14 protein-coding genes are annotated in these 19,714 nt (G+C 65.4%); 10 read left to right on the top strand and 4 right to left on the bottom strand.

Features of this window, described 5'->3' with window-relative positions; all coding sequences use genetic code 11:
• Positions 1 to 157 precede the first annotated feature (157 nt).
• A complete protein-coding gene (locus tag ACQR1H_RS27330; protein WP_315803554.1) occupies positions 158 to 832 on the bottom strand; it encodes a Crp/Fnr family transcriptional regulator in 675 nt (224 codons plus the stop codon).
• A 323-nt stretch (positions 833 to 1,155) separates the two neighbouring features.
• On the opposite strand from ACQR1H_RS27330, the gene ACQR1H_RS27325 reads away from it, so the two are divergent.
• From ACQR1H_RS27325 to ACQR1H_RS27280, 10 genes are all read left to right on the top strand, one after another.
• Positions 1,156 to 1,977, top strand: coding sequence for an ABC transporter ATP-binding protein (locus ACQR1H_RS27325; RefSeq protein WP_315803555.1), 822 nt, complete (start codon positions 1,156 to 1,158; stop codon positions 1,975 to 1,977).
• Positions 1,974 to 3,905, top strand: a complete 1,932-nt coding sequence (locus ACQR1H_RS27320) for a long-chain fatty acid--CoA ligase (RefSeq protein WP_316180086.1) — start codon at positions 1,974 to 1,976, stop codon at positions 3,903 to 3,905. Before ACQR1H_RS27325 ends, ACQR1H_RS27320 begins: the two co-directional genes overlap by 4 nt.
• 409 nt (positions 3,906 to 4,314) lie before the next feature.
• The gene (locus ACQR1H_RS27315; RefSeq protein ID WP_315803557.1) at positions 4,315 to 5,208 is read left to right on the top strand and encodes a branched-chain amino acid ABC transporter permease; all 894 of its coding nucleotides are present in this window, start codon (positions 4,315 to 4,317) and stop codon (positions 5,206 to 5,208) included.
• Between the two features lie 3 nt (positions 5,209 to 5,211).
• Complete coding sequence (locus tag ACQR1H_RS27310; RefSeq protein WP_315803558.1) at positions 5,212 to 6,285, top strand: branched-chain amino acid ABC transporter permease; 1,074 nt, start codon at positions 5,212 to 5,214, stop codon at positions 6,283 to 6,285.
• Between the two features lie 58 nt (positions 6,286 to 6,343).
• Positions 6,344 to 7,630 carry an ABC transporter substrate-binding protein gene (locus tag ACQR1H_RS27305; RefSeq protein ID WP_315803559.1) on the top strand — a complete coding sequence of 429 codons (1,287 nt, stop codon included), beginning with the start codon at positions 6,344 to 6,346 and terminating at the stop codon, positions 7,628 to 7,630.
• 164 nt (positions 7,631 to 7,794) lie between these two features.
• On the top strand, positions 7,795 to 8,634 hold the full coding sequence (locus ACQR1H_RS27300) for an ABC transporter ATP-binding protein (RefSeq protein ID WP_316180084.1): 840 nt from the start codon (positions 7,795 to 7,797) through the stop codon (positions 8,632 to 8,634).
• A 126-nt stretch (positions 8,635 to 8,760) separates the two neighbouring features.
• Positions 8,761 to 9,981 (top strand): phenylacetate--CoA ligase family protein, encoded by a 1,221-nt coding sequence (locus ACQR1H_RS27295; RefSeq protein WP_434908467.1) that lies wholly within the window; start codon positions 8,761 to 8,763, stop codon positions 9,979 to 9,981.
• A 136-nt stretch (positions 9,982 to 10,117) separates the two neighbouring features.
• Entirely contained in the window at positions 10,118 to 11,308 is a 1,191-nt protein-coding gene (locus ACQR1H_RS27290; protein WP_316180080.1) for a CaiB/BaiF CoA transferase family protein, read from the top strand.
• Between the two features lie 167 nt (positions 11,309 to 11,475).
• The gene (locus tag ACQR1H_RS27285; protein ID WP_315803563.1) at positions 11,476 to 11,637 is read left to right on the top strand and encodes a hypothetical protein; all 162 of its coding nucleotides are present in this window, start codon (positions 11,476 to 11,478) and stop codon (positions 11,635 to 11,637) included.
• A 580-nt stretch (positions 11,638 to 12,217) separates the two neighbouring features.
• Positions 12,218 to 16,129 (top strand): autotransporter domain-containing protein, encoded by a 3,912-nt coding sequence (locus ACQR1H_RS27280; RefSeq protein ID WP_434908466.1) that lies wholly within the window; start codon positions 12,218 to 12,220, stop codon positions 16,127 to 16,129.
• 268 nt (positions 16,130 to 16,397) lie between these two features.
• On the opposite strand, the gene ACQR1H_RS27275 is transcribed toward ACQR1H_RS27280, so the two are convergent.
• From ACQR1H_RS27275 to ACQR1H_RS27265, 3 genes are all read right to left on the bottom strand, one after another.
• Complete coding sequence (locus ACQR1H_RS27275) at positions 16,398 to 17,918, bottom strand: tripartite tricarboxylate transporter permease (protein ID WP_316180076.1); 1,521 nt, start codon at positions 17,916 to 17,918, stop codon at positions 16,398 to 16,400.
• Between the two features lie 118 nt (positions 17,919 to 18,036).
• Entirely contained in the window at positions 18,037 to 18,579 is a 543-nt protein-coding gene (locus ACQR1H_RS27270) for a tripartite tricarboxylate transporter TctB family protein (RefSeq protein WP_315803566.1), read from the bottom strand.
• A gap of 32 nt (positions 18,580 to 18,611) precedes the next feature.
• Positions 18,612 to 19,598, bottom strand: coding sequence for a Bug family tripartite tricarboxylate transporter substrate binding protein (locus tag ACQR1H_RS27265; RefSeq protein WP_316180073.1), 987 nt, complete (start codon positions 19,596 to 19,598; stop codon positions 18,612 to 18,614).
• Positions 19,599 to 19,714: the final 116 nt, after the last annotated feature.

Below are 19,714 nucleotides of genomic sequence, written 5' to 3'. Positions count from 1 at the left end.
GCCGCTGCAATCCTTCCCCGCCATACTCACTCCAACACCGTCGCGCCCCCTCGGGCCGAAGTTCCCGGCGAGCAGTCCACAGCCGAAGCCGCCGGTCAAGCTCGACGGAAAACAAGGCGTTGGATCAATCCCGTATCGGCGCGACGCAAGGCGGGATCTAGTCCCCGTAGCAGCGCAGCCGGTCGAGATCGAGCACGGTCACCCCGCCATATTCGACGCGCAGCAGGCCTTCGCGCTCCAGCGTCTTGAGGCATTGATTGGCGTTCTGCCGGGACAGGCCCGACAGCGCGCCGATCTCCTCCTGGGTGATCTCCAGGTGGCGGGTCGTATTCGGGTAGAGGATCGGATTGAACAGTGACGCGATGCTGCGGGCGAGCCGTGCCGTCGCATCCAGCGTGCGGCCGACCTCGACCAGGCCGATGAACTGGCCGAGCCGCTCGTTGAGCTGGGTGACGAGGAAGCGATTGAAGCCGACGCTGTTCTCGAACAGCCACATGAAGGTCGGTCGCTCCATCAGCGCGACGCGCGTATCGCGCAGCGCCACGACGTCATAGCGGCGCGGCTCGTTCTTCAGCACGCTGCCCTCGCCGAACCAGGCGCCGGCCGACATGCCGGCGAATGTCGTCGCCTTGCCACCGCGCGACACCGTGCTCATGCGCGCCAGACCCGTGACGATCCCGGTCCAGTAGTCGAATTGGTCGCCGCGGACGAAGATGTGTTCGTTGGCCGCAAACGACCGCTCGACGACGCCGGCCGCGGCCGTGTCGATTTCCTCGGGCTTCAAATGGCGGGACCAGGGCGCGATGCGCAGAAGGGTATCGGGAGAGATCAAGCCGTCATCTCGTCTCGTCGAAGCTCGCGGCAGCCATATTGCATCGCAACAATCCAGCGGTGAATTTAGCCTGGGAAATGTCAGGCGCAAGACAGTTCCTGATAGCGCTTTCCCCTATCGAGGGCCACTGCTCTCGACTCGCGCCTCCGATGAGGTGCATCCGAGATGCGGCAAAATGCGCCCGCCCGGGTGGCCCGTCATTCGTCGGATGGCGCGGAACCGATGCCCGGGATAGGATTGCAGCCGACGCGACGAGCTCAACGTCGCGCGACACGATGCCTTGAAGAGCGCGCCAAGCGCCCAAGACAATTCGGGAGGACGACTTGGACTATACGTTGGAAGCGCGCGGAGTGTCGCTGCGTTTCGGTGGGGTGCGGGCCCTGACCGACGTCAGCTTCGGCGTGCGCGAGGGCGAGTTGTTCTCGATCATCGGCCCGAACGGTGCCGGCAAGACCTCGATCGTCAACTGCATCTCCGGCCGCTACAAGCCGACCGAGGGCCGCCTGTTCCATCGCGGCCGCGACATCACCGGCCTGCCGCCGAGCGCGCGCGCAAATATCGGCATCGGCCGCACCTTCCAGAACCTCGCCCTCTTCCACCACATGAGCGTGCTCGACAACATCATGGTCGGGCGCCATCACCTCTTGAAGAACAACTTCCTCACCGGCTCTCTGTATTGGCTCACCGGCGCGCGGCGCGAGGAGCTGAAGCACCGCGAGAAGGTCGAGCAGATCATCGACTTCCTCGACCTGCAGTCGGTGCGCAAGGCGCCGGCCGGCACGCTCTCCTATGGCCTGCGCAAGCGCGTCGAGCTCGCCCGAGCGATGGCGCTGGAGCCGCATCTCATTCTCCTCGACGAGCCGATGGCCGGCATGAACTTCGAGGAGAAGGAGGACATGGCGCGCTACATCGTCGACCTCAACGAGGAATACGGCATGACCGTCGTGATGATCGAGCACGACATGGGCGTGGTGATGGACATTTCCCACCGCGTCATGGTGCTGGATTTCGGCCGCAAGATCGCCGAGGGCGACCCGGCCGCGGTGCTCGCCGATCCCCACGTCAAGCGCGCCTATCTCGGCGAGGAGGACGAACTGCTGGTCGATCCCGACGAGGCGCCGTCCATCGCGGAGGACGCGGCATGATGGACTATGCGGGTCGCGTCCGGCAGGCCGACACCTATCCGAAGCTGCTACGGCTGAACGCGAAAGAGCACGGGACGGAGATCGCGCTGCGCGAAAAGGATCTCGGGCTGTGGCGCACCTTCACCTGGGCCGACTACCAGGCGCGCGTGCGCGATTTCACGCTCGGCATGGTCGAGCTTGGGCTCGGCAAGGATGCCGTGATCGGAATCATCGGCGACAACCGGCCCGACTGGGTCGCGGCGGAGATCGCAACGCATGCGATCCGAGGCTACAGCCTCGGGCTCTATCGCGATGTGCTCGACGACGAGGCCGCCTACCTGCTCAATTACGGCGAGGCTCGGTTGGTGTTCGCCGAGGATGAGGAGCAGGTCGACAAGCTGCTCAACCTCGCCGAGCGCGTGCCGGCGCTCAAGCATATCGTCTATTCCGATCCGCGCGGCATGCGGAAGTATGACGATCCCAGGCTGATGCCGGCGGACAAGCTCGCTGAGCTCGGCCGCAATCGGGCGGCGCGCGAGCCGGATCTGTACGACCGCATGGTCGATGCGACCGTCGGCGACGACGTCGCCATTCTCTGCACCACCTCGGGCACGACCTCGCATCCGAAGCTCGCGATGCTCTCGGCCGCGCGCGTGCTCAAGCACTGCGCGACCTATCTCGCGTTCGATCCGAAGGGGCCGGAGGACGAATACGTTTCGGTGCTGCCGCTGCCCTGGATCATGGAACAGGTCTACGTGCTCGGCAAAGGACTGCTCTGCCGGATGAAGGTCAACTTCGTCGAAGAGCCCGACACGATGATGAACGACTTCCGCGAGATCGCGCCGACCTTCGTACTGTTTGCACCAAGGGTGTGGGAGCAGATCGCGGCCGACGTCCGTGCCGCCGTCATGGACGCCTCGCCGCTGAAGCAACGGCTCTACCATCTGGGCATGTCGACCGGCCTTGCGGCGCTGGAAAAGGGCCAGCATTCGAGCCTTGCCGACATGCTGCTGTTCCGTGCGCTGCGCGACCGGCTCGGCTTCACCCGGCTGCGCTCGGCTGCCACCGGCGGTGCCGCGCTCGGGCCCGATACGTTCAAGTTCTTCCGCGCCATGGGCGTACCGCTGCGCACGCTCTACGGCCAGACCGAGCTGCTCGGGGCCTACACGCTGCATCCGGACGACAAGGTCGATCCCGACACGACCGGCGTGCCGATGGCTGACGACATCGAGATCAGGATCGACCAGCCCGACAGCCAGGGCATCGGCGAGATCCTGGTACGCCACCCGAACATGTTCCTGGGCTACTACAAGGCCCCGGAAGCCTCGACCGCCGACGTCAAGGACGGCTGGATGCATTCGGGCGACGCGGGCTATTTCAACGACGCGAAGCAGCTCGTCGTCATCGACCGCATCAAGGACCTCGCCGAGACCGCGCGCGGCGAGCGCTTCTCACCGCAATATATCGAGAACAAGCTGAAGTTCTCACCCTATATCGCCGAGGCCGTCGTGCTCGGCGCCGGCCGCGAGCACCTCGCCGCGATGATCTGCATCCGCTATTCGATCATCTCGAAATGGGCCGAGAAGAACCGCATCGCTTTCACCACCTATTCCGATCTCGCCTCGCGCAACGAGGTCTATGCGCTGCTGCAGAAGGAGGTCGAGACCGTCAATGCCCACCTGCCGCCGGCGCAGCGCATCTCCCGCTTCCTGCTGCTGTACAAGGAACTCGATGCCGACGACGGCGAGCTCACACGTACGCGCAAGGTGCGCCGCAGCGTCATCAACGAGAAGTACGCCGATATCATCGACGGCATCTATGGCGGCAAGCCGGCGATCCCCGTCGACACGGTCATCCGCTTCCAGGACGGCACCACCCAGCGCATCCGCACCACGCTGAAGGTGGTGGACCTGGACAGCCACGGCCCCATGGCGGAGGCCGCAGAGTGATGTGCTTATCGTCATATTCGGTCATCCTGCGCGGGCTTGACCCGCGCATCCATCTTCTTGCGAGAGCGATGGATCGCCGGGTCGAGCCCGGCGATGACGAGCAGCGGCTTGAGCCGCAGCGAAGGTTACTGCGCATGACTGCGCCCTCTCCCCTTGTGGGAGAGGGCATCTCGGCCGGTCAACGCAAACGCGGTCGGGTGAGGGGTCCCTCTCCTCTCGCTCGCCCGCGGAGAGAGCCCCTCACCCGGCTGCGCTGCGCGCAGCCACCCTCTCCCACAAGGGGAGAGGGTAAGAGCCACGCCGGCTCGGCACACCCAATCGTCATGCGCGGGCTTGACCCGCGCAGCCATCCTCTTCCGAAAACGCTGGATCGCCGGGTCAAGCCCGGCGATGACGAGCGAGAACGATCATGAACACCGCCTTCCTCATCCAGCTCCTGGTCAACGGCCTCGTCGTCGGAACGCTCTATGGCGTGGTCGCGATGTCGTTCGTGCTCATCTACAAGGCGACCCAGGTCGTCAATTTCGCGCAGGGCGAGCTGCTCCTGATCGGCGCCTGGGTGTGCTGGGCATTGCTGACGAAATATCAGGTGCCGTTCTGGGTCGGCATGCCGCTGACGCTGGTCTTCATGTTCGCGTTCGGCATCGCGATCCAGGTTGTGATCCTCCGGCCGATGATCGGCGAGCCCATCATCTCCGTCATCATGGTCACGATCGGCCTGTCGACCGTGTTCCAGGCGGCGCTGAAATGGATGTTTGGCGTCAATCCGCAGCCGTTCCCGCCAGTGTTCGCAAGCACGTCCGTCGACCTGTTCGGACTGCAGATCCAGACGGTCTACGTCATGAGCCTCGTCGTGTCGCTGCTGATGATGCTCGGCATGGCCTGGTTCTTCAAGGCCTCCAAATATGGCCTCGCGATGCGCGCCACCGCCTTCAACCAGCAGGTCGCGCAATCGCTCGGCATCTCCGTCAAGAGCGTGTTCGCGATGGCCTGGGCGATCTCGGCGACCGTGTCCGCCGTGGCCGGCGTGGTCGTCGCCGTCGTCAACGGCGTGTCCTCGGGATTGTCGGCCTACGGCATCAAGGTGTTTCCGGCGGCGATCCTCGGAGGCCTCGACTCGGTCGGCGGTGCCGTGCTCGGCGGCATCATCATCGGCCTCCTGGAGAATATCGCGCAATATGTCGACAGCCAGTATCTGCACTGGGGCAATCTGTACGAGATCGCGCCGTTCTACGTCCTGATCATCATCCTGATGATCAAGCCCTACGGCCTGTTCGGCACCAAAGACATCGAGCGGATCTGAACCATGGTCGCACGTTCCACGATACCCGCCGGTGACTTCCGCACCTCCTACGCGGCCGACACCACGATCTTCCCGACCAGGACCAGCCGCAATTTCGCGATCGCCGGTGTCATCCTGCTGTGCTTCGCGCCGCAGGTGTTCTCCGAATACTGGCTGTCGGTTTCGATCCAGATCGGCATCTTCGCGATCGCGGCCCTCGGGCTGAACATCCTCGTCGGCTTCACCGGCCAGATCTCGATCGGCCAGGCCGGCTTCTTCCTGCTCGGCGCCTTCACCTCGGCCTACATCAACAACGCCTATGCCATCCCGGTGTTCTTCGCGATCCCGCTCGCCGGCGTGATCACGGCCCTCGTTGGTCTGGTCTTCGGCCTTCCGGCGGCGCGGCTGAAGGGGCTCTATCTCGTCATCGCCACTCTCGCTGCGCAATACATCCTGCTCGACTTCTTCTCCCGGGCCGAATGGTTCTCCGGCGGCTCGGTGCCGGCTTCGGCCAATCCGTTCTCGATTCTAGGCTACACGCTGCGCGGCGACCGGCAGTATTTTTATGTCGTGCTGGCCTATGTGCTGGTCTGCTACCTCCTCGTCACCAACCTGATGCGCACCCGCGACGGCCGGGCGCTGATCGCGATCCGCGACCATTATCTCTCGGCCGAGATCATGGGCATCAACCTGACCAAATATCGCACGCTGTCGTTCGGCCTCGCCGCGTTCTTCGCCGGCATTGCAGGCGCCCTCTATGCGCACTACCAGCTGGTGATCTCGCAGGAAGGTTTCGGCATCGAGCGCTCGATCCTGTTCCTTGCGATGATCATCATCGGCGGCACCGGTTCGATCATGGGCACGCTGATGGGGACCGCCTTCGTCGTTCTGCTGCCGGAATCGATGGAGTGGCTCAGCCATCTCCTCAAGGGCGGCGCGATCGACAAGGCGCTCGCGCTCAACAACAACATCACCTTTCTGCGCGAGATCGCGATCGGCCTGATCATCATCGGCTTCCTGATGTTCGAGCCCGACGGGCTCGCGCATCGCTGGCGCCAGATCAAGACCTATTGGAAGCTCTATCCGTTCTCACATTGATTCCAACCAACAGGGACCGGCGGCAATCCGGCCCGAACCCACCACAGGAGGAAGCACTATGACGATCAAATCATGGCTCGGCTCGGCGGCACTGGCGCTCTTGGCGGGCGCATTCGCCCCATCGGCGCAGGCGCAGCAGATCGCGATCGGCCATCTGCAGGATCTCTCAGGCGGCACGTCCGACGTCGGCACGCCCTACGGCCAGGGCGTCGCGGACACCTTCGCCTGGGTCAACAAGAACGGCGGCATCGGCGGCAAGCAGCTCGCAGTCGACAGCAACGATTATGGCTACCAGGTGCCGCGCGCGATCGCGTTGTACAAGAAGTGGTCGGCACCGGACAACAAGGTCGCGGCGATCATGGGCTGGGGCACCGCCGACACCGAGGCGCTGACCGGCTTCCTCGCCAACGACAAGATCCCGGACATGTCCGGCTCCTACGCTGCCGCGCTGACCGATCCGGAAGGCACCAGCGGCAAGGCGAAGCCGGCGCCGTACAACTTCTTCTACGGCCCGAGCTACTCGGATGCGCTGCGCGCCGAGCTGACCTGGGCGGCCGAGGACTGGAAGGCCAAGGGCAAGCCGGGCAAGCCGAAATTCGTCCACATGGGCGCCAACCACCCCTACCCCAACGCGCCGAAGGCGGCCGGCGAGGCGCTCGCCACCGAGCTCGGCTTCGAGGTGCTGCCGCCGCTGGTGTTCGCGCTGGCGCCGGGCGACTACAGCGCGCAGTGCCTGAGCCTGAAGAGCTCCGGCGCCAACTACGCCTATCTCGGCAACACCGCGGCTTCCAACATCTCGGTGATGAAGGCCTGCAAGAATGCCGGCGTCGACGTGCAGTTCCTGTCCAACGTCTGGGGCATGGACGAGAACGCCGCCAAGACCGCGGGCGCTGCCGCCGACGGCGTGATCTTCCCGCTGCGCACCTCGGTGGCCTGGGGTGGCGATGCGCCGGGCATGAAGACGGTGCAGGAGATCTCGAAGATGTCCGACCCGACCGGCAAGGTCTACCGCCCGGTGCACTACGTCGCCGCGGTCTGCTCCTCGCTCTACATGAAGGAGGCGATCGAGTGGGCTGCGAAGAACGGCGGTGCCACCGGCGAGAACGTTGCCAAGGGCTTCTATCAGAAGAAAGATTGGGTGCCGGCCGGGATGGAGGGCGTCTGCAGCCCGTCGACCTGGACGGACAAGGACCACCGCGGCACCATGAAGGTCGACCTCTATCGCGCCCGCGTGACGGGTCCGACCGATGGCGACCTCAACGACCTCATGGCCAAGGGCGTGATCAAGCTCGAGAAGGTCAAGACCATCGAGCTGCCGCGCAAGGCGGAATGGGCTGGTTGGTAAGTTGATCGGCGACGGTTGAGTGAACTCAGCAGTCGCCCCACACACGATCGTCATCCCCGCGAAAGCGGGGATCCAGTACGCCGCGGCTCATCGATCAAGCATCGGCGTCTCTGGAATACTGGGTCCCCCGCCTGCGCGGGGGACGACAGCGGTGGACAGCCACAATGACCGAAACACTCGACACTCCGCGAACCGGCGCAGCCAGCGCGACAGCAGCCCCCCTGCTCTCCGTCCGCAACATCGAGGTCGTCTATGACGACGTCATCCTGGTGCTGCGCGGGCTCAGCCTCGATGTGCCCAAGGGCGCGATCGTCGCGCTGCTCGGCGCCAACGGCGCCGGCAAGTCGACGACGCTGAAGGCGATCTCCGGCCTGTTGAAGACCGAGGACGGCGAGGTCACGCGCGGCGAGATCATGTTCGACGGCGCGCGCATCGACGGCATCGATCCGGAGAAGATCGTTCGCCGCGGCATCTTCCAGGTCATGGAGGGGCGCCGCATCGTCTCCGACATGACGTCGCTGGAGAACCTCAAGCTCGGCGCCTTCACGCGATCCGATCGCGAGGTCGCAAGCGACATCGAGATGGTGTTCAACTATTTCCCGCGGCTGAAGGAGCGCACCGGCCTCGCCGGCTATCTCTCCGGCGGCGAGCAGCAGATGCTGGCGATCGGGCGCGCGCTGATGGCGCGGCCGAAGATGATCCTGATGGACGAGCCGTCGATGGGACTGTCGCCGCTATTGGTCAAGGAAGTGTTCGCGATCATCAAGGAGATCAACCGCGATCTCGGCGTCACCATCCTGCTGGTCGAACAGAACGCGCGCGCGGCGCTGTCGGTGGCCAGCCACGGCTACATCATGGAGCAGGGCAAGGTGGTTCTCGACGGCACCGCCGACAGCCTGCGCGACAATGAGGACGTCAAGGAATTCTACCTCGGCGGCGCCGGCGACCAGCGCAAGAGCTTCAAGAACCTGAAGAGCTTCAAGCGGCGGAAGCGGTGGCTGTAGCCGAACTCTCTCCTCGTCATGGCCGGGCTTGACCCGGCCATCCACGCGTGAGCCGCAACGACGAACGACGTGGATGCCCGGGACAAGCCCGGGCATGACGATCGCAAGATTCAAGGACTGGGTACGATGCCCCACTACGACGCCCTCGAAACCCGTGATCCCGCAGCCCGCGAGCAGGAGCTGTTCGGCCGCCTGCCCGACGTGCTGCGCGCGGCGATCGCGGCGCCCGCGTATGCCGCGCTGCTGCAGGGCATTGATCCCCGGGACATCACGACCCGCGCCGCGCTTGCGCAGCTGCCGGTGCTGCGCAAATCGGAGCTGCCGGCGCTGCACAAAGCTGCCCCGCCGTTCGGCGGCTTCGTCGCGCAGGCGCCCGGCGCGTTCTCGCGCCTGTTCACATCGCCCGGACCGATCTTCGAGCCGGAGGCAGCGCACAACGATCCCTGGCGCGGCGCCCGCGCGCTGTTCGCGTCGGGCTTGCGCAGTGGCGACGTCGTGCTCAACACCTTCAGCTATCATCTGACGCCGGGCGGCTTCATCTTCGATGCCTCGGCGCGCGCGCTCGGTTGCGCTGTCATTCCGGCGGGACCAGGGAACACCGAGGCGCAGTTCGAGCTGATCGAGGCCTATCGCCCGATCGGCTACAGCGGCACGCCCGACTTCCTCAAGATCCTGCTCGATGCCGCCGCCAGCGCCGGCCGCGACGTCTCCTCGCTCAAGCGCGCGCTGGTGTCTGGCGCGGCGTTCCCGCCGTCGCTGCAGGCCGAGATCAAGGCGCGCGGCATTGATGCCTATCAGGCGTTCGGCACCGCCGATCTCGGCATCATCGCCTATGAGACCGCAGCGCGCGACGGCATGGTCGTCAACGAGGACCTGATCTTCGAGATCGTCCGCCCCGGCACCGGCGATCCGGTGGCGCCAGGCGATGTCGGCGAGATCGTCGTCACGTCGCTCGATCCTCATCACCCCTGGATTCGCCTGGCCCTCGGCGACCTCACCGCCGCCCTGCCCGGCATCAGCGCCTGCGGCCGCACCAACATGCGCATCAAGGGCTGGATGGGCCGCGCCGACCAGACCACCAAGATCAAGGGCATGTTCGTGCGCCCCGAGCAGGTCGCCGAGATCGGCAAGCGCTACCCGGAGCTCGGCCGCCTCAGGCTGGTCGTGACCCGTGCCGGCGAGACCGACGCGATGACGCTGCAGGCGGAATGCGCCTCGCCGCCGGATGGCCTGCAGGACGCGCTCTCAGCCAGCCTGCGCAACATCACCAAGCTCGGCGGCGGCATCGAGCTGGTCGCGCCAGGCGCGCTGCCCAACGACGGCAAGGTGATCGCCGACGAGCGGTGAATTCCTCTCATTGTCCCCGTAGCGGGAAGCCCTGCACCAGCGGCATGAGCGCGGCGGCGCGCACCGCCCCCACGCAATTGCCGCATCACGCGCGCTCTCCTATACAGCCATGTCCCGTCTCTCGGAGTTCGTCCGCATGGCCTTTCCGCGCGCGTCCAAAGCCCTGTCCCGCTTCACCGTGCTCGATCTGACGCGGGTGCGCGCCGGCCCGACCTGCGCGCGGCAGTTCGCCGATTGGGGCGCCAACGTGATCAAGATCGACGCCATGATGGAAGACGGCGGCGAGGCGCTCGGCGGCCCGCGCCGCGGTTCCGACTTCCAGAACCTGCATCGCAACAAGCGCGCGATGACGCTCAATCTGAAAGATCCCAAAGGCGTCGACGTGTTCATGCGGTTGGCGAAGCAGGCCGACGTGGTCATCGAGAACTATCGCCCCGACGTCAAGACCAAGCTCGGCATCGACTACGAGGCGGTGCGCAAGGTCAATCCGCGCATTGTCTATGGCAGCATCTCCGGCTTCGGCCAGGACGGCCCCTATGCCAAGCGGCCCGGCTTCGATCAGATCGCGCAGGGCATGGGCGGGCTGATGTCGATCACCGGCGCGCCCGGTGAAGGGCCAATGCGTGCGGGCATCCCGATCGCCGATCTCTCGGCGGGCCTGTCCTGCGCGATGGGCATTCTCACCGCGCTGCTCGAGCGCGAGGTCTCCGGCGAGGGCCAGTGGGTGCAGACCTCGTTGTTGCAGGCGCAGATCTTCATGCTCGACTTCCAGGCCGCGCGCTGGCTGATGGAGAAGGAGGTCGCTCCTCAAGCCGGCAACAACCATCCGACCAGCATCCCGACAGGCGTGTTCAAGACTTCCGACGGCTACATCAACATCGCCGCCACGGGGGGACGGATCTGGGAGCGGCTGTGCCAGACGCTCGGCGCGCCCGAATGGATCGACAATCCGGACTACGCCACCGCGCCGGCGCGCTCGAAGAACCGCGATGCGCTCAACGCCGAGATCAACGCGCGCACGCTGGCGAAGACGAGCGAGCAATGGGTCGCCGAGCTCAACGCCGCCGGCGTGCCCTGCGGCCCGATTTACGCGATCGATCAGATGTTCGAGGATCCGCAAGTGAAGCATCTCGGGATGGCGCAGCAGGTCGCCAGCGACGACGGCCGTGACATCACGCTGGTGGCGCAGCCCTTCACCTTGTCGCGCACGCCGAGCCGGATGGCGGCGCGGCCGCCGGAATTCGGCGAGCAGACCGAGGAGATCCTTTCGGAATTCGGCTTCACCGACGGCGAGATCGCCGATCTCCGGCTGCATCGCGTCGTGTGAGCAAGTGCAATATGACCAAGCTGCGGCATCCCGCCGCTGTGGCCCAGATGTCACCACGTTGGAACTTCGACCTGGGCGGGATTGAGGCCAGAGCGAGACCGCGTTAACCTCTTCTCATCAGTTGATCGCGGACCCCCGGGGCCCGCGGGCTTGAGGAGTAGCGGGTCATGAGCGCATCGGAATTGAACGAGTTTCTGTCGGCGATGGATATCGTCCGCGACGTCAACGCCGCCGCTCTGAATCACGACGGCGCGCTGCCCTTCGATGAGACGATGCTGGACAACGAGTCCGACTGGTACCACATGCCGGTCGCGGAGAAGGCCAACTGAGGCTGACCTGCCTCGGGTTCGCGTCCTCGCTGACCTACATCACCTTTGCTCGAAGCCTTCGTTCCGAAAAGCCGGACGGAGGCTTTTTCCTTTCGAGGGTGACGGGATGAGCTGCGAACCCTGATCCACCGAATGCAAAAAAAAGCCCGACGCACGCGCCGGGCAAGGTGATCGTCTCGGGAGGAAACATCAGGGCGCGATGACCAAAGATCAGGCACCGCGCGTGAGCAGCACGACGTCTGCCCATGAATGAAGCCTACCACTGTGCTGCCTAAAATACTGTCATCGCAAAGACACAACCTCTGGAGAAGCGCGGAAGCGATTCGAACAACGGTCCGTCGCTGCCGATCCGGCCTCTCGTAAACGTGTCGGCGGTGCCACAGTCCGATTACGATCTGCACTGCCGCTCAATTCACCCAAAAAGTCACAATTCCCGTCCCCGCAAATTTGCGTGCTTTGGACGACGGCCTGCGTCCGTCGATCGGCACCGGCCTGATATCGAGTCGCGCGAAGGGCTGAAGTGCTGATCCCAGGCAGATTGAAGAACGAGACATCGGCCGATTCACTCCGACGTACTCAGTTGCGTTGGCTGGCAGCGACGACAGCGCTACTCACCGTCATGCTCGCCAGCCCAGTCCTCGCCCAGGCGACGAGTGGCGGCGACGGCGGCGCAGCGACTGGGAATGGCGGCACGAGTTCGGCCACTGGTTCGGGCGGCGATGGCGGTGCCGGAGCCAACATTGCGCAAGGAGGCGGCGGCGGCGGCGCGGGTGTGAACGGCGGCAACGGCGGAGGTGACAGCACGGGCCAGACCCTGGGGGGCCAAGGCGGCATCGGCGCGGGCGAGCGGGGACATGCCGGCGAAAGCGGCAGCGGGAGCACCGGCGGCGGCGGTGGCGGTGGTGGCGCTCATGGCGCGGTGGTCATCACGAACGACGTCAATTCGACAACCGTAACCGGCGGCAATGGCGGACGGGGCGGCTCGACCAGCCTTAGCTTCGGAGCCGGCGGCGGTGGAGCGGGCGGCTACGGGGTGGTCGTGGATGGCAGCGGCCTGACGTACACGAACGTTGGGGTGATCACTGCTGGTGGCGGCGGTCCCGGCGGCGTCGCCAACGGCACTGGTCGTGGAGGCGACGGCGGCGATGGTGGTTACGGCGTCTATCTGACCGGCACCAGTATCCTGGTCAATTCTGGCGCAATTTTCGGTGGCGTAGGCGGCGATGGCGGCAACACCGCCAACAGCATCCAATTCCACGCCGGTGGCGATGGCGGCAATGGCGGTGCAGGCGCGGTCTTCGCAGCCGGTGGAACCTTGATCAACTCCGGGAGCATCAGCGGTGGCGCTTCAGGAAACAAGGGCGTTGGCCCAAATGCGAACGACGGCGACTACCGTCCGGCCGGGGCCGGCGTCACCGGCGCCAATCTCACCATCATCAACAGCGGCACGATCTCGGCCGGGTTCAATACCGGCGGCGTCGCCGTGACCAGCGCCAACGCAATCACCTTCACCGGCGGCAGCAACACGCTGGAGATCTGGGCGAGCTCGATCATCAACGGCAACGTGGTCGGCACCGGCAGCGACACCTTCCGGCTCGGCGGCGCTGTGAACGGCACCTTCGACGCGTCCACGATCGGCGCCTCGGCGCAGTATCAAGGCTTCTCGAGCTTCGTGAAGACCGGCACGAGCACCTGGACGTTGACCGGCACCACGACCGCCGTCACGCCCTGGGCCATCAACCAGGGTGCGCTCGCGGTCTCCTCCGACGCCAGCCTCGGCGCGGCCTCCGGCGGGCTCTCGTTCGGCGGCGGCACGTTGCAATATCTCGCGGGCTTCAGCTCCAGCCGCAACATCACGCTCAATGCCGGCGGCGGCAGCTTCGACACCAACGGCAACAACGCCACGCTCAGCGGCACGATCACCGGCAGCGGCGGACTGACCAAGCTCGGCGCGGGCACCCTGACGCTGACCGGGACGACCACTTTTGCCGGCGACACCGTCATCAGCGGCGGCACCCTGCGGACCGGTGCGTCCGGCGTTCTCTCGGTCGCCAGCAGCTACATGATCGCGAGCGGTGCGACGCTCGACATCGATGGCACGGGCCAGACCATCGGCGGACTTGGCGGCAGCGGCAGCGTCCTCCTCGGAACCAACGGGTCGCTGGCGATCGGCGACAATGGCGGCGCCACCGTGTTCTCGGGCACGATCTCGGGCAGTGGCACCTTCGTCAAGAGCGGCCCGGGCGTGCTCACACTCGGCGGCCCCAACACCTACACCGGGCCGACCATCGTCGATGGCGGCACGCTGCGCGCCGGCGCGGCCGGCGCCTTCGCCCCCTCGAGCTCCATCGAGGTCGACAATGGCGGCACTCTCGATCTCAACGGCTTCAATCAGACGATCGCCTCGCTGACGGGCGGCGGCGCCGTGCTGCTCGGCGCGGGCACGCTGACGTCAGGCGGCGACAACGCCAGCACGAGCTACACCGGCACGATCTCCGGCAGCGGCGGCTTCACCAAGGTCGGCACCGGCACGATGCGGTTCGACGGGCCGACCAGCTACACCGGCGCGACCACGATCGGCGCCGGCACCTTGCAGGCCGGCGCCTCCGGCGTGCTCGCCTCGGCCAGCGCGTTCATGATCGCGCCGGGTGCGACGCTCGATCTCAACGGTTTTGATCAGTCCATCGGCTCGCTCACCGGCAGCGGCAGCGTCCTGCTCGGCGCGGGCACGCTGACATCAGGCGGCAACAACGGCAATACGACCTTCTCAGGCACGGTCTCCGGCAGCGGCGGCTTCACCAAAACCGGCAACGGCCGGATGACGCTCACTGGCACCAGCAGCTACACGGGTGCGACCATCATCAACGGCGGCGTGCTCGACGTCGAGGGCGCGATCACCAACACGTCCGGTGTGACCGTCAACGCCGGCGGCACGCTGATGGGCGCGGGCCTGGTCGATCCACCCATGACCGTCGGCATCAACGATGGCGGCACGCTGGCGCCCGGCAACGGCACCGCGGGGTCGTTGATGACTATCGTCGGCAACCTCGCCTTCCAGTCCGGCGCGTTCTATCTGGTGCAGATCGATCCGACGACGGCCTCGTTCGCCAGCGTCACCGGATCGGCCACGCTCGGCGGCGCGACCGTCAAGGCCGAGTTCGACGCCGGCGGCTATGTCGACAAGCGCTACACCATTCTGACGACGAGCGGCGGCATTACGGGCAGCTTCGGCTCGGTGGTGAAGACCAACCTGCCCTCCGGCTTCAAGACCAGCCTGAGCTACGATGCCAACAACGTCTATCTCGACCTGATCCTCGCCTTCGCCCTGCCTGGCGGACTCAACGGCAATCAGAAGGCGGTCGGCGATACGCTCTCGGCCTTCTTCGATCGCAGCGGCGACATTCCGGTCGTGTTCGGCAAGATGAATCAAGCCGGGCTCACACAGACGTCCGGTGAGAGCGCGACGGGGAGCCAGCAGACGACGTTCAACGCGATGAGCCAGTTCGCGGGACTGCTGACCGATCCGTTCGCACAGCGTGCTGGCCGCGGTACCGGCAGTGGCAGCGCGAGCAGCTATGCGGACCCCACGCGCAAGCGCACCGATGCCTTTGCGATGCTGACCGACGACAGGCCGGCGGACTTCGCGCAGCGCTGGAATGTCTGGGCGGCCGGCTTCGGCGGCTCACAATCGACCAGCGGCAATGCGGGCGTCGGCTCCAGCGACACCACCAGCCGCATCGCCGGCACCGCTGTCGGCGCCGATTACCGGATCGCGCCGCAGACCATTGCAGGCTTCGCGCTCGGCGGCGGCGGCACCAACTTCAGCGTCGGCGGCCTCGGCTCCGGCCGTTCTGACCTATTCCAAGCCGGCGCCTATCTGCATCATCATATCGGCCCGAGCTATCTCAGAGCCGCCCTGGCCTATGGCTGGCAGGACGTCACCACCGACCGTGCCGTCACCATCGCCGGCGCCGACCGGCTGCGCGCGACCTATCAGGCCCACGCCTGGACCGGCCGCATCGAGGGCGGCACCCGCTTCCTTGCGCCGGTCGGCGGCATCGGATTGACGCCGTACGCAGCGGCGCAGGTCACGAGCCTGCGGCTGCCCGGTTACGTCGAGCAAGCCGTCGCCGGGGCCTCGACGTTCGCGCTGAGCTACAACGGCAAGACGGTCGCTGATACGCGCACTGAGCTCGGCCTGCGGACTGACAAGTCCTATGCCTTGAGCGATGGCACTCTCACCCTGCGCGGCCGACTCGCCTGGGCGCACGACTTCAATCCCGATCGTTCAGTCGCCGCGACCTTCCAGACGCTGCCGGGCGCGAGCTTCGTCGTGAACGGCGCAGCGCAGGCGCGCGATTCCGCGCTAGCGACCACATCGATCGAGATGAATTGGCTGAACGGCTGGAGCGCAATGGCCACACTGGAGAGCGAGCTCTCGAACGTCACGCGCTCCTATGCAGGCAAAGGGACCGTGCGCTACGCGTGGTGAGAGCTGGCGCGGCGCTCACCTCTCCCGCGCCCGTCCTTCGAGACGCCCGCCAAGGGGCGGGCTCCTCAGGACGAGGTCTGAATCCGCGGCGCGATCAAGATCCTCTCCATGAATACGCGGTCGGCGTGTTCATGGCCTCGTGTAAGGCGGCCGCTCGGTCCCTAGCCCGTCATGGTGAGGAGCGCCGCGCCCAGACCAACGAAAATGGCAACGGTCGAGCGCGGCGCGTCTCGAATTATGAGGCCCAATACGTCGCGGCCAGCTTGCCCTACGCCTCGGCCTTCGCCGCAGGCGCGCTGGACTTGCCGAAGCTCGCCACCAGCCGATCGATCAGCGGCCAGAACAGCAGCAGGATCGCCAGCGTCGTGATGGTGCCGACGAGACCGTTGGCCCAGAACACCTTCATGTTGCCGCCGGAGATGATCATCGACTGCCGGAATGCATCCTCGGCACGGCTACCGAGCACCAGCGCCAAGGTGAACGGCGCCAGCGGGATCTTGATCTTCTTGAAGACATAGCCGACGACGCCGAAGCCGAGCATCAGCCACACGTCGAACATCGCGTTCTGGATGGCGTAGGCGCCGATCGCGCAGGACACCACGATCATCGGCGCCACCGCCGCGAACGGCACGCGCAGGATCGAGGCGAAGATCGGCACGGTGGAGAGCACCAGCACGAGGCCGACGACATTGCCGAGATACATCGAGGCGATCAGGCCCCAGACGAAGTCCTTGTGCTCCACGAACAGCAGCGGGCCGGGATTGAGGCCCCACACCATCAGGCCACCGAGCAGGATCGCCGCGGTACCCGAGCCGGGAATGCCGAGCGCCAGCATCGGCAACAGCGCCGCGGTGCCCGAGGCATGCGCTGCGGTCTCGGGTGCGAACACGCCCTCGATACGGCCCTTGCCAAAACTGTCCTGGTTCTTGGAGAAGCGCTTGGCGAGGTTGTAGCCCATGAAGGAGGCCGCAATCGCGCCGCCCGGCGTGATGCCGAGCCAGCAGCCGATCACTGAGGAACGCAGCAGCGTCATCCAGTATTTCGGCAGGTCCTTCCAGACGGCGAGCACCGTGCGCAAGGAGATCGCGGCGGCGTGACCGCGCAGCGCCAGGCGTTCCTCCATCGTCAGCAGGATCTCGCTGATGCCGAACAGGCCGATGACCGCGACCAGGAAGTTGATGCCGCGCAACAGATCGGTCGAGCCAAAGGTCATCCGCAACTGACCGGACACGGTGTCCATGCCGACGCCGGCAAGCAGCAGACCGAGCGCCATCGCAATGACCGTCTTGTGCTTGTCCTCGCGTCCCAGGCCCACGAACGAGCAAAAGGTCAGGAGATACACGGCGAAGAATTCAGGCGGACCGAACTTCAGCGCAAACGACGAGATCCAGGGCGCCAGGAAGGTGATCAGCATCACTGCGACCAGCGAGCCGATGAACGACGAGGTGAAGGCGGCGGTCAGCGCTTCCGCTGCTTTGCCCTGCTGCGCCATGGGATAGCCGTCGAAAGTGGTCGCCACCGACCACGCCTCACCGGGAATGTTGAACAGGATCGAGGTGATGGCGCCGCCGAACAGCGCGCCCCAGTAGATGCAGGACAGCATCACGATGGCCGAGGTCGGGTCCATCGAGAAGGTCAGCGGCAGCAGGATGGCGACGCCGTTGGGGCCGCCCAGCCCGGGCAGCACGCCGACGAAGACGCCGAGCACCAGCCCGACCATCATCAAGAGCAGCGTCTTCCAGGTCAGGAGGACCGCGAACCCGTGCAGCAGCAGACCCAAGGCTTCCATGATTCCATTCCAGCTATTTTGCCGTCATTGCGAGCGCAGCGAAGCAATCCAGAGTCGAATGCGCAGCCCTGGATTGCTTCGTCGCTTCGCTCCTCGCAATGACGGGGAGAGACCGGTATCAGTACCCGAACGCCGCTTCGAGCGGGCCCTTCGGCATGATCACGTCGAACACGACATCGAACGTCACGAACATCACGGCGCTGAACAGGAACGCCGTGAGCAGCGATTTCCAGATCGCGATCTTGCCGACGAGGCGCATGAACCCGGCGATGAGCAGGAAGCTCGCGACATAGATGCCGAGGAACTGCATCGCGATGCAGAACAACAAGGTCGGCACGAACACGGCCATCACGCGGCGCAGTTGCGCGCGCGTCACGAAGGTCTCGACTGCTTCCTTGCTCGACAGGAAGGCGGCGCCGATCCCGTAAAGGCTGGCGCCGCCGAGGATCACCGACAGATAGAACGGAAAGTAGCCGGGCTCCGGACCGGTCGAGTCCCAGGACGCACCGGTCCGCCAATTGTCCCAGGCGAGCACGACCGCGAGCGCGAGCAGCAGCAGCGACACCGCGACGTCGACGGTCCCGGTAGAGGTGACGGCCGGAGAATTCTCCTCCGGCGCGGTCGGATCGTCGACGGCAATCTCGAGCTCAGCGTTGGACATCGATCCTCCTCATCCCCTCGCCCCGTCCAGCCTTACTTGGCGACGAAGCCCGCTTCCGTCATCAGCTGCTTGTTGAGCGAGCCATCCTCTTCGAGGAACTGCAGCATGTCCTTGCCAGTGAGGAAGATCGGCTTCAGCGCCTGCTTCTCCATGTAGTCCTTGTACTCCGATGTCTGCACCAGCTTGCTGAACAGGTCGATGTAGAACTCCTGCTGTTCCTGCGTCACCTTGCCCGGCAGGAACATGCCGCGCAGCATCAGGTACTGCACGTCGAGCCCCTGCTCCTTGCAGGTCGGAATGTCGTTCCAGGACTGCGTTTCGGTGACCTTCGTCGTGTAGGAGATGCGCTCCTTGTCGAATACGCACAGCGGACGCACCTGGCCGGCGCGCCAGACTTCGAGATTTTCGGACGGATTGTTGACGTTGGATTCGGTGTGACCGCCGACCAGCTGGGTCGCGGCCTCGCCCCCCGACTTGTAAGGCAGATAGGAGAACTTGGCGCCGGTCTTCTTCTCCATGAAGACGGTCAGCACGTGGTCCTCTCGCTTGGAGCCGGTACCGCCCATCTTGAACGGCGAGGCCGACGCCTTGGCGGCATCGATGAACTCCTTCACCGTCTTTGGGCCGTTGACGTTGTCCCACAGCACGAACTGGTCGAGTGCGATCACCGCAACCGGCGACAGCTCGTGCCAGTCGAACGGCAGCTTGGCCGACAGCGGCAGCATGTAGATCAGCGAATAGGCGATCAGGATCTTGTTCGGATCGCCGTCGCTGGACTTCATGTACATCAGGGCTTCGGCGCCCGACGCGCCGCCCTTCAGCGACACGACAACCGGCTGCTTCAGAAGATTGTTCTTCTGAATGGCAGCCTGCATCATCCGCGCCATCTGGTCGGATGCACCGCCGGCGCCCGCGGCGACGACGATCTCGACCGGCTTGGTCGGCTCCCAGCCGGCAAAGGCCGGAGCGCTTGTGAAAATGGCCGCCGTCGCGGCCGCGATCTTGATCAGTTTGCGCACGTGTTTTCTTCCCCGTTCGAAACGCCAGCTTGCATCCTACCAGGATACTGCTGGCTTATTGTGGTCAGTTCAAGAACACAAGCACGATGCGGCCTCATGTTCCTCGGCATAAGGTC

It is taken from the genome of Bradyrhizobium sp. HKCCYLRH2015, assembly GCF_051168215.1.
Taxonomy (GTDB): Bacteria; Pseudomonadota; Alphaproteobacteria; order Rhizobiales; family Xanthobacteraceae; genus Bradyrhizobium.
Note: the sequence above shows the minus strand (reverse complement) of the source record. Positions and strands in the feature narration are given on the sequence as shown.

Excerpts from the sequence above, each read along its gene's own strand:
- ACQR1H_RS27270 (WP_315803566.1), bottom strand. The coding sequence starts at position 18,579 with ATGTCCAACGCTGAGCTCGAGATTGCCGTCGACGATCCGACCGCGCCG.
- ACQR1H_RS27285 (WP_315803563.1), top strand. The coding sequence starts at position 11,476 with ATGAGCGCATCGGAATTGAACGAGTTTCTGTCGGCGATGGATATCGTC.
- ACQR1H_RS27275 (WP_316180076.1), bottom strand. The coding sequence starts at position 17,918 with ATGGAAGCCTTGGGTCTGCTGCTGCACGGGTTCGCGGTCCTCCTGACC.
- ACQR1H_RS27300 (WP_316180084.1), top strand. The coding sequence starts at position 7,795 with ATGACCGAAACACTCGACACTCCGCGAACCGGCGCAGCCAGCGCGACA.
- ACQR1H_RS27310 (WP_315803558.1), top strand. The coding sequence starts at position 5,212 with ATGGTCGCACGTTCCACGATACCCGCCGGTGACTTCCGCACCTCCTAC.
- ACQR1H_RS27315 (WP_315803557.1), top strand. The coding sequence starts at position 4,315 with ATGAACACCGCCTTCCTCATCCAGCTCCTGGTCAACGGCCTCGTCGTC.
- ACQR1H_RS27320 (WP_316180086.1), top strand. The coding sequence starts at position 1,974 with ATGATGGACTATGCGGGTCGCGTCCGGCAGGCCGACACCTATCCGAAG.
- ACQR1H_RS27305 (WP_315803559.1), top strand. The coding sequence starts at position 6,344 with ATGACGATCAAATCATGGCTCGGCTCGGCGGCACTGGCGCTCTTGGCG.
- ACQR1H_RS27290 (WP_316180080.1), top strand. The coding sequence starts at position 10,118 with ATGGCCTTTCCGCGCGCGTCCAAAGCCCTGTCCCGCTTCACCGTGCTC.
- ACQR1H_RS27295 (WP_434908467.1), top strand. The coding sequence starts at position 8,761 with ATGCCCCACTACGACGCCCTCGAAACCCGTGATCCCGCAGCCCGCGAG.